Raw genomic sequence first — 10,002 nt, forward strand, 5'->3', positions numbered from 1 at the left:
ATCAACAAGGATGGGTTTTGGTTATTATTTTTATAATTAGGGCTTAAAAATTAGCAGTAAATGTAAGTGCTGCAGTTCGTGGTGCACCAATAAAATAAGTGCTGCCATTACCTGTCCCACCCGCTAAATACTGTTTATCTGTTACGTTAGTGACAGCAAAAGCAATATCGATTGATTTAAATGGGCCGGCATTGACGTCTGCAGCATAACCGGCATTGATATCAAGCACGGTATAACCATCAACTTTATTACGTGTACGAGTTTGCTCATCTAAAAATGCACCTAAGCGTTCACCGGTATATTTAGCGGATATACCAAAGCGGAAGTCGCCACTGTAATAATCGGTCGAAAGCACAAACATATCGCTTGGTGAATCGATAACGTCATCGCCTTTTTTAAAGCTTGGCGGTAGCGCTTTTCCGTCTTCATCTTTGAGGATAACACCATCGGCATCGTAGGCACTTGGATCGTGCGATGCGTATTCAGAGCTGTTATTAGTGTATGAAGTATAAATATTCCATTCATTTGTAAGCATATAACTTGCTGATAGTTCAATACCTTGCGAGTCAATACCACCTACATTGATGTAAGAGCCATTTGTACCTATCGTATAATCAATCCCGCCGGTATCACTGCCAGGTGCGATAAAAGTAATACGGTTATCAAAGGCAATAGAATAAGCGGTCGCAGTTAGGCTCAAGCGGTCTGCTTTATAACGTACACCAAAGTCGATATTTTCAGCTGTTTCTGGTTCAATTTCTGTGAGTGTAGAACTATCACGCTCCAGCACTCCATCTTTAATTGCTGAGAAATTTTCACTGAAACTGGCGAATAACTCTGTACTGCTAGTTAGCTGGTACAAAGCACCTGCACTAAATAACACATCTGAATCACTGTTTATTTTATCAGAGCGTAGATCTGCAAAATGATCGTATTTTTGTAATTCAACTAAATACTGTTTAGCGCCAAGATTAACTGTAAAATCGCCTAGGCTGATAGAATCTTGTACGTACCACTTAAAGGTATCTGTTTCAAAAGTATTTTTATATTGCGTCCAGTATGGGGTGCTATCAAAGTGATGATACACGCGAGCGTCAATAACTTTATGCCAATCACGAGATTCGTCACGATCAGTTTGTTCAAGCCAAATACCTGCTTCAATATCGTGCATCCCTAAGGTTAATTTATAATCGGCGGTTAAACCTAAACGGTCCTTGTCATAGTGTGTATGGCGATATGACATTACCGGTATTGCCGAATCTGGGTAACACGCCGGATTCAACCCGGTGCCTGAATCCCATGGCCAACTGAGTGTGTCTGTACAATTTGCGTTAGGCGTTAATGGCTTACCTTGGCTATCTGCAAAACCATATGAGCCAGCATTTGTGCCGCCTTCGGTTGTTGGATTACCGTCTTTATCGACAGGTGATGTTAAATAAGGTGGGATCCAATCACCACGCCCTGAGTTTTTATGGTAATAAGGGCTGATTGTTAATAATGATGAAGGCGAGATTGCATATTCAAACTTTACGTAACCTAACGCATTTTCACGCAATGTACCCCAACCTTCTGCAAACATTTGGTCAAAGTGTGGCACGCCAGTCCAATTCCAAGTTAGTTGATCCCAATCTGGTGTTTGCGCAAATTGCTGCAAGCTCACACTGTTATAGTTGGTCTCACTTACATCATCATACGATAAACGCCCTGTTACAGTCAGCGCATTAAAGTTAGATACAAATTTAGCCTCAGCATGTTGATTATCTTTACCGCCATTACTGCCATCACCTATCCAGCGGCTAGTATTGGTTTGTGAATAACTCACATAAGCTTGCGTGTTATCAAAGAGAGTGCCAGTTTCATGCTTAAAATAATAACGGGTCGCATCATGGTCACCATTGGTGTAAGCAAATGTAGTTCCTCGCTCAAGGCTAGGATCTTTACTAACAAAATTAAACGTACCACCGAGTGCTTCAAGTGATGCTGAGGCGATATCTGAGGTACCTTGGCCCACTTCAACCGTGGCTAAGTTTTCGCTGTCTAGGTAGCGATTAGCTTTTGCACCACCGCCATAATTAGAGCCGCCGTTTGGAATACCATCAACCGTCATACCTAACTGCTGTTGGTTACCATCGATACTAAAGCCGCGCATCGTAATAGTGGTAGACCAATCATCACCACCAAATGCATCACCTTCGTTAATACTAATTCCCGGTAGGTTATCCATCACCGATAATACACTTGATACCGAACTCTGCTGTTCAATCATTGATTGCTCAATCACACTATTTGCATAGCTCGTTGGTTTTGCCACTACCGTGACTTCTTCTATTTCATTGGTATTTGCAAAGCTATTAGTTGAAAACGCTAAAGCGATTGCTAAGCTTAAAGTCGATCTTTTAGTAAAAGTACGCATTGTTGTCCCATTTGCAATTATTGTTTTGTATACGGGCAAAGTATGGAGGGAATATATGACAAAAAAGCTCGAAAAAATTGACGTAACAGTGACAAATATATTGATTATTTATGGCAACAATGCAGCTTAACCAATTAACATATAAAGATATTATAATTTAAATAACAGTCTATCGCGGTAATATTTGTAGGAAATAGAGAGGGAGTTAAATCAATACGAAAGAGTATTTTTCACAGTATTAGTAACGATTAAAAAGCAATATTGCTAATCGCAAATAAATACCTAAAACGAGTTTGCAATCAACATGCATGGCGTTAATGCAACCACCTACGGGCGTAGGTGGTTTAGTGACTAAAATAAATTACGTTTAAATTAGTTCAGCCAACATTTCATCACTATACGGAACCACTTCTTCAGCATTTTTGATTTTACTGATGTAATCTGGGTTTGCAATAAACGGGCGACCAATAGCAATTAAATCAAACTTATTGGCGTTAATAGCAGCTTTAGCCGTGTCAAAATCATAGCTACCAACACCCACTAAAGTACCTGAATAAGCCGCACGTAAATATTCTGACGTCGTTTTATCTGCAAGGCTTGCAAAGCGCATGCTATCGTCAAAAATACCGCCATGTAAGTAAGCGAGTGCTCGGCTATTCAACTCGTTTAAGAGGTAATCAAATACCGCTTTATCGCGGCTATCTTCGCTCATATTAAAGTAAGCGCCAGGAGATAAACGTAGCCCAGTTTTATCTGCGCCGATGACGTTAATTACCGCATCAACAACTTCAAGTGCAAAACGCGACATATTCTCTGGAGTTTGCCCGTATTCATCATCACGCTCATTGGCTGCATAATGTAAAAACTGATCGATTAAGTAACCATTCGCACCATGGATCTCAACGCCATCAAACCCAGCTTCAAGCGCATTCTCTGCAGCCTTTGCATAATCTGCAATTAATGACTTAATATCGGCAGTGGTTGCTGCTTTTGGGGTAATATAAGTAAGCTCACGCATACGTGGTACAGAGCCTTCAACACCAATCGCAGATGGGGCTAAAACGTCGCCATCAAAAAAGTGTGGATGTGCAACCCGACCAACATGCCAAAGTTGTGCAAACATTTTACCGCCCTGCTCATGCACAGCATCGGTTACTTTTTTCCAGCCTTGAATTTGTGCGCTGGTAAATAAACCTGGCGTATTCGGGTAACCTTGCGCATCAGGGCGAATAATCGTGGCTTCACTAATTATTAAACCGGCTTCAGCACGGCGTGCGTAGTAATCAACCATCGCTTGAGTTGGCACTAAGTTATCGTCAGCCATACAACGCGTTAGCGGTGCCATAAGTATACGGTTTTGTAATTCAATCGTGTCATTAAGCTTAAACGGTTGCAGTAGATCAGTGGTCATTCTTATCAATCCTTATCTTGAGTGTACATTCAAGATAAGGGCGAACAATAAAACATTCAAGTCTATTTTTGAATATTTGTTCAAGATTAAGTAAACTAACCCCATCTACAGCTTATAAGTCAAATAGAATGCAACAGAGCGCCCTATGAGAATAGCCGAATTTGACCGTGAATTTGTACTTCGCCAAGCGATGCTGGCTTTTATGCAACACGGTTATGCTAAAACGAGTATGCAAAAATTAACGCAAGTTACAGCACTTCATCCGGGATCTTTATATGCTGCGTTTGGCAATAAAAAAGGTATTTTTTTAGCGGCTATTGAGCAATATCAGGCTGATCGAAATCAGCAATTTACGGCACTTTTTTGTCAACATAAACCCGTTTTACCAAGCCTACGCCAATACTTAGACTCAATAGTCAACGAGTGCATCAGTGGTGATGCGATGAAAGTATGTTTACTGACTAAAAGTATTAGTGAAGTTGAAGGGCAAGATTCACAGATCAGCCACGTACTGATGACAAATTTAAACGCCTACGAAAACGCCCTCGCCGAACAATTTGAGCGCGCGATAAAAGAAGGTGAAATACCAAACACACGCACAGCTGAGCATCTAGCTCGTTTTTTAGCAATGGGCCTTTACGGCTTGCGAACCTATGCACTGACTAACCGCTGCGAACAAGATCTAAGCCAACTCGCCGACGATTTATACCACGCAATGTGTAATTAATTTTTAACTAATCGACATTTTGTCATATTAGTCAATATACTATACCTAAGCCATTCTAGAGAGAGTCTATTAATGAGTAATGCAACTGCAACCGCATCTGAAAAATTCGAGACAATCTTAAATTTAGGAGCCAAAAAAAGATTGGCTTTTATGTTTGAGACCGTCCAAGAGTTCAAACAAGTGTGGATATTAAATGACGACGATGGCTGTGTTATGCTCGCCAACGAAGATGATGATTGTGTACCGGTATGGCCTGAACGTATTTATGCCGAGGCATGGGCTACCGGTGAGTGGGAAAATTGCACAGCTAAAGCAATTCCATTGAAAGATTGGACAACCCGATGGACACCCGGTCTTGAACAAGATGACTTACTTATCGCCGTTTTTCCAACTGAAGAAGACGACGGCACAATTTTATTTCCTGATGAATTTGATTCACAACTAAAAGCACCTAAAAAACGTTACTAATTGAATATGTATCAGTCGCAGGTTACTTGGTTTCCTGCGACTTTTATTACTCAAACATCCTCTTAAAGAAGCACTTTATAGTTTATTTCAAGGTCGCTTTAAAACAACTTTCAACTACGTCTGCAAATGGTTGGTCTATATCGATAGTAATAACATTGTTTTCATCCGGCATTTCAAGCGTATCAAATTGGCTTTTTAACAATTCAACTGGCATAAAGTGGCCTGTTCTATCCTGCATTCTTTTTTTCACTAGTTCAAACTCACCATGAAGGTGTAAAAACGTAATTCCCACATTGCCATCACATATTTGCTGACGGTATTTTTGCTTCAAGGCAGAGCAAACTATCACTGCGACTTCATTTTTCTTTTCAATACTAAAAGCAGCATCACGAATTCTTTCTAACCACGGCGTTCTATCATTATCATTAAGTGGCTCCCCAGCAGACATTTTTAATATATTTGCTTTTGGATGCAGGTCATCACCATCAATAAACTTAACGTTCATTTTTTTTGCTAATGCTGAGCCAACACTTGATTTGCCAGTGCTTGATACGCCCATAATAATAAATATACGCCCAGTTTTTGTTTGGCTCACTTGATTAACCTCTATTTAATTTTAAATTCATTGCTGTTCAATGTATTTATTATTTTAAGTTACAGGTAGTATGTTACCCGTAACAATCAATTATGTGAAGTTAAACAAAATTAACCGAAAAATGATTAAGATCGTATTAGTAGGAAGTATATGTCAGATTTATCTTTAATTTTAACTGCAGTAGGCTCTATCTTTTTATTACTTTTTCTCGTAATGAAAGTAAGGCTTCATGCCGTTGTATCTTTGATATTAGTCTCGATGATCGCAGGATTGTGCTCAGGCATGAGCCCTGAAATGATCACAAAAACAATTGAAAAAGGCATGGCTGGGACACTCGGCTTTGTAGCTGTAGTGGTTGCCTTAGGTGCTATGTTTGGCAAGGTTATGGAAGAAACGGGTGCACTGGATCGCATTGCACATACTCTTTTACACAGGTTTGGTGATAAAAATGCCAATTGGGCACTGACTTTTACTGGTTTCATTTGTGCTTTACCATTATTTTTTGATGTTGCTGTGGTGCTTTTAATTGGGATTGTTTTTGCGGTGGTCAGAAAAGGCGGCGGCAGTGTAATTAAAATTGGCATTGGTTTACTAGCAGGAATAGCATCTTGCCAAGCATTTTTAATTCCCGCGCCGGGCCCTATTTTAGTGGCTTCTGAATTAGGGGCTGACTATGGCTATATGATTTTGTTTGGCTTACTTGCAGGTATTCCCGCGATGCTACTTGGCGGCCCTATCTGGGGAGCGTTTATCTCAAAATCTATTCATGTTGAACTGCCCGCTCATGCTCAAACAGAGAACGAAACAAGAGAAGGTAAAGGCACTCCTAGCTTCGCTCTTGCCCTTGGTTTAATTGCCCTACCTTTGCTTATGATCAGCTTAAACACCTTAGGTGGCCGGTTTGTGCAAAACGACTCGAACATCGCACATTGGCTTGCATTTATTGGTCATCCTTTTACTGCCATTTTAACCGCTTGCTTAATGGCTTTTTATCTTCTGGGTGCCAGACGAGGTGTGCCTAATAGCCGAATAATGGAGATCTGCGGTAGTGCGCTGCAACCCGCGGGAGTCATTATTCTTGTAACCGGTGCTGGTGGTGTGTTCAAACAAGTATTAATTGATTCTGGTGTCGGTGATGCATTGGGTAATTATCTTGCAGGTTCAGGTTTACCCATTGTTATTTTAGCGTTTATTTTATCCGCGGCAGTTAGAGTAATTCAAGGTTCTGCAACCGTTGCTATGCTAACAGCATGTGGCTTAATTACCCCAATGTTAGCGCCTCTTGGGCTCAGTGGCGCGCAACTTGCTGCAATTACGATTGCGATAGGTGGTGGCTCTATCGTGCTTTCTCATGTTAATGACTCGGGGTTTTGGCTGGCAAGTCGCTATCTTGGTCTAACTGAAATGCAAACTCTTAAAACGTGGACGGTGATGGAAACAATTATTGGTACATGTGGCGCGATAGTCGCAATATTGATCTCGCTGTTTCTATAGCGACTAAATGCTCAAGCTATATTCGCTTGAGCATTTTTTAATACTAAGCACTTTCGCCTAAATTAATTTTATAACCCACATCAAAAACCCGGTCTTTAGCTATAATATCAAGCTTGTTATCAATCGCACTTAGTAACGTTTCACCAGCAAGATTACCAATCCGTTGACGTGGCGTTATTACACTGGCAAGTTGCGGCACCATAGATTGACCGACATCGTGACCATGAAAGCCAACAATAGCCATTTGCTCTGGTACTGCTATATTACTTTTTTGACACTCGAAAATCGCACCAATCGCCAAGTCATCATTGGTACAAAAAACACAGTCTGTATCAGGGTAATCCTTGAGTGTTTTCACTATAAGCTTGGCACCTAAACTATACGACGATGGTTTATCTGTCATGATACTTTGTGGCGTCAATCCCCTTTTAGTCATCGCAGCGGTATAACCTTGCAGTTTCAGTTTGGTTCTCATATCGAGCCTGGCACCTAAATAAACAATATGTTTATAGCCTTTATCTATAAGAGCGCTGGTCATATCAAAGGCCGCTTTAATATTATCAAAGCCAATTGAATACTGAATGGGTGGATGGTTAATATCCATTATTTCAACAACTGGAATACCTGCCATTTTTATCATTTGCCGTGTTCGTTCGGTGTGAATTGTCTCAGATAAAATTAATCCATCGACATGATAAGACAATAAATACTCCACCCTTTTCTCTTCAATCTCTGGGCTATAACCATAATGCGCGAGCATGGTTTGATAACCTGCCGGTTCAGTTATTTCTTCAATTCCTCGGATCACTTGCGCAAACACTTGGTTAGTCAATGATGGAACCAGCACACCAATAGAAAAGCTTTTCGCATTTGACAATAAATCGGGGGCTTTATTAGGTATATAACCAAGTAAATCAATCGCTGCACTGATTTTACTGCGCGTAGCCTCAGATACTTTCGTAGGACTTTTTAAATAACGACTTACCGTCATTTTAGTCATACCTACAGCATCAGCTATATCCTGCAAAGAGGAACGTTTACTTTTTTTCATTACAGATAATTTATTTTAAATGTTACATGTAACATGTAACATAACAATTTCGGTTGCAATTAGCCACTTCAACAATCTATCCAATATTCACCAGTCTATGCCAGAAATGCGTATAAGATTAATAAGTAGTATTGAAAGGGATTAAGGAAAGTAAAAACTAATAAAGTATAAGACCACTTATTGCCTGAATACCACAAACAAAAAAGGACGCCATGAGGCGTCCTGATATAGAATAATGGCGGTGAGGGAGGGATTCGAACCCTCGTTAGGGATTAACCTAAACACACTTTCCAGGCGTGCGCCTTCAGCCACTCAGCCACCTCACCGCAGGCGTTAATGTATAACGCGGCGTAATAGTATGAAATAGCACGCGGCGGTGCAAGGTGTTTTTCCCTTTTGCCTGTTAACTGCCTAGTAAACAAACAAAAAAGGCCGCTGATAGCAGTATCAGCGGCCTTATCTTTATAACTTGGTTTAGCGTTGGAGTGACGCTGAGAAGTCGAGCATCCGATTAAGCGACTTGAGTGCGCCTTCACGAAGGTCCATATCTACAAACACTTCTTTGCCAGTTGCATCTAATAACGCTTCCTCAATCGCTTTGAGGCCGTTCATTGCCATCCACGGGCAGTGCGCACAACTCTTACAGGTTGCGCCTTCGCCAGCCGTTGGGGCGGCAACAAATTCTTTATCTGGGCATAACTGCTGCATTTTATAAAAAATGCCGCGATCTGTAGCTACAATAAACTTTTGATTGTTCATCGTTTGTGCCGCTTTGATCAATTGACTGGTTGAACCTACTGCATCAGCTAACGCTACAATCTCTGCTGGTGATTCTGGATGAACCAAAACGCCAGCATCAGGGTACAGCGCTTTCATGTCTTTTAACGCTTTGGTTTTAAATTCGTCATGCACGATACATGCGCCATTCCACATGATCATATCAGCGCCAGTATTCTTTTGAATATAGGCACCTAAATGTTTATCTGGGCCCCAAATGATTTTTTCACCCATTTCATCTAGGTGCTCAACAATCTCAAGGGCACACGATGAGGTAACAATCCAATCAGCGCGAGCTTTAACGGCAGTTGATGTATTTGCGTATACAACTACTTTACGATCAGGGTGCTGATCACAAAACGCAGAGAACTCATCAATTGGGCAACCAATATCAAGCGAACAGGTTGCTTCTAGTGTTGGCATAACCACGGTTTTATTCGGTGTCAGTATTTTTGCTGTTTCACCCATAAAACGTACACCGGCAACGATAATCATGTCGGCATCGTGCTTAGCACCAAAGCGAGCCATTTCTAGCGAATCAGCAACACAACCACCGGTTTCTTCTGCAAGCGCTTGAATTTCAGGATCAGTATAATAATGGGCAACCAATACGGCATTTTTATCAATCAATAATTGTTTGATACGTGCTTTGTATTGCGCCTGCTCATCATTATTCAATGGAGCTGGTTTAGGAGGAAAGATATAACCTTCAGGCATAATAGTTTGAGCTAAATTCATTTCTCGACCACTTAATCTACAGTGCAATTATGGGGCGGATTATACGAGAATATAAAACTAAATAACAGTAATGGTGAGCAAAGCAATTTGATTAACGCAATTATATTTAGCTTGACGATGATTATGTAAGTGTTTTTTGCTTTTTATATGAAGCGATATGAATTTACTAACTGGGAGTCAGATAAACTGAAATTGAATAAACCAGAATGGTGGGTCATGATGGACTTGAACCATCGACCAATGGATTAAAAGTCCACTGCTCTACCAACTGAGCTAATGACCCGCTCTGATGTGCCTAAGCACGCTGCGTAGATCCGCCGATTATAAA

Annotated in this window: 8 protein-coding genes and 2 tRNA genes; 3 read left to right on the plus strand and 7 right to left on the minus strand. The window is 40.8% G+C overall.

The features are described from left to right. Nucleotides 1-43: 43 nt before the first annotated feature. On the minus strand, nucleotides 44-2,413 hold the full coding sequence (locus H5201_RS17890; protein ID WP_182717389.1) for a TonB-dependent receptor domain-containing protein: 2,370 nt from the start codon (nucleotides 2,411-2,413) through the stop codon (nucleotides 44-46). Between the two features lie 367 nt (nucleotides 2,414-2,780). After that, nucleotides 2,781-3,824, minus strand: coding sequence for an alkene reductase (locus H5201_RS17895; RefSeq protein ID WP_149982560.1), 1,044 nt, complete (start codon nucleotides 3,822-3,824; stop codon nucleotides 2,781-2,783). Between the two features lie 145 nt (nucleotides 3,825-3,969). Between H5201_RS17895 and H5201_RS17900 the strand changes: the two genes are divergently transcribed. Together H5201_RS17900 and H5201_RS17905 are read left to right on the plus strand one after the other, a co-directional pair. Continuing rightward, on the plus strand, nucleotides 3,970-4,551 hold the full coding sequence (locus tag H5201_RS17900) for a TetR/AcrR family transcriptional regulator (protein ID WP_145233102.1): 582 nt from the start codon (nucleotides 3,970-3,972) through the stop codon (nucleotides 4,549-4,551). Nucleotides 4,552-4,623: 72 nt separating this feature from the next. Beyond that, a complete protein-coding gene (locus H5201_RS17905) occupies nucleotides 4,624-5,019 on the plus strand; it encodes a DUF2750 domain-containing protein (protein ID WP_145233101.1) in 396 nt (131 codons plus the stop codon). Nucleotides 5,020-5,101: 82 nt separating this feature from the next. On the opposite strand, the gene H5201_RS17910 is transcribed toward H5201_RS17905, so the two are convergent. Continuing rightward, entirely contained in the window at nucleotides 5,102-5,614 is a 513-nt protein-coding gene (locus tag H5201_RS17910; protein ID WP_310736229.1) for a gluconokinase, read from the minus strand. A 150-nt stretch (nucleotides 5,615-5,764) separates the two neighbouring features. Between H5201_RS17910 and gntU the strand changes: the two genes are divergently transcribed. Beyond that, on the plus strand, nucleotides 5,765-7,108 hold the full coding sequence (gntU, locus tag H5201_RS17915) for a gluconate transporter (protein ID WP_182785158.1): 1,344 nt from the start codon (nucleotides 5,765-5,767) through the stop codon (nucleotides 7,106-7,108). A gap of 43 nt (nucleotides 7,109-7,151) precedes the next feature. On the opposite strand, the gene gntR is transcribed toward gntU, so the two are convergent. The 4 genes from gntR to H5201_RS17935 all read right to left on the minus strand — a co-directional run bounded on the left by gntR (nucleotide 7,152) and on the right by H5201_RS17935 (nucleotide 9,957). Then, on the minus strand, nucleotides 7,152-8,159 hold the full coding sequence (gene gntR / locus H5201_RS17920; RefSeq protein WP_182785159.1) for a gluconate operon transcriptional repressor GntR: 1,008 nt from the start codon (nucleotides 8,157-8,159) through the stop codon (nucleotides 7,152-7,154). Between the two features lie 236 nt (nucleotides 8,160-8,395). Beyond that, a tRNA-Ser gene (locus tag H5201_RS17925) sits at nucleotides 8,396-8,485 on the minus strand. Between the two features lie 148 nt (nucleotides 8,486-8,633). Then, nucleotides 8,634-9,674: a quinolinate synthase NadA gene (nadA, locus tag H5201_RS17930; RefSeq protein WP_149982565.1), complete on the minus strand. Its 1,041-nt coding sequence runs from the start codon at nucleotides 9,672-9,674 to the stop codon at nucleotides 8,634-8,636. 207 nt (nucleotides 9,675-9,881) lie between these two features. Then, nucleotides 9,882-9,957, minus strand: a tRNA-Lys gene (locus H5201_RS17935). Nucleotides 9,958-10,002: the final 45 nt, after the last annotated feature.

Source organism: Pseudoalteromonas sp. SG43-6, assembly GCF_014164365.1.
GTDB classification, from domain to species: domain Bacteria; phylum Pseudomonadota; class Gammaproteobacteria; order Enterobacterales; family Alteromonadaceae; genus Pseudoalteromonas; species Pseudoalteromonas rhizosphaerae.

What these genes read in the sequence shown, in the direction of transcription:
- H5201_RS17895 (WP_149982560.1), bottom strand. Translation starts at nt 3,824, where the DNA reads ATGACCACTGATCTACTGCAACCGTTTAAGCTTAATGACACGATTGAA.
- H5201_RS17905 (WP_145233101.1), top strand. Translation starts at nt 4,624, where the DNA reads ATGAGTAATGCAACTGCAACCGCATCTGAAAAATTCGAGACAATCTTA.
- gntR (WP_182785159.1), bottom strand. Translation starts at nt 8,159, where the DNA reads ATGAAAAAAAGTAAACGTTCCTCTTTGCAGGATATAGCTGATGCTGTA.
- gntU (WP_182785158.1), top strand. Translation starts at nt 5,765, where the DNA reads ATGTCAGATTTATCTTTAATTTTAACTGCAGTAGGCTCTATCTTTTTA.
- H5201_RS17900 (WP_145233102.1), top strand. Translation starts at nt 3,970, where the DNA reads ATGAGAATAGCCGAATTTGACCGTGAATTTGTACTTCGCCAAGCGATG.
- H5201_RS17890 (WP_182717389.1), bottom strand. Translation starts at nt 2,413, where the DNA reads ATGCGTACTTTTACTAAAAGATCGACTTTAAGCTTAGCAATCGCTTTA.
- nadA (WP_149982565.1), bottom strand. Translation starts at nt 9,674, where the DNA reads ATGAATTTAGCTCAAACTATTATGCCTGAAGGTTATATCTTTCCTCCT.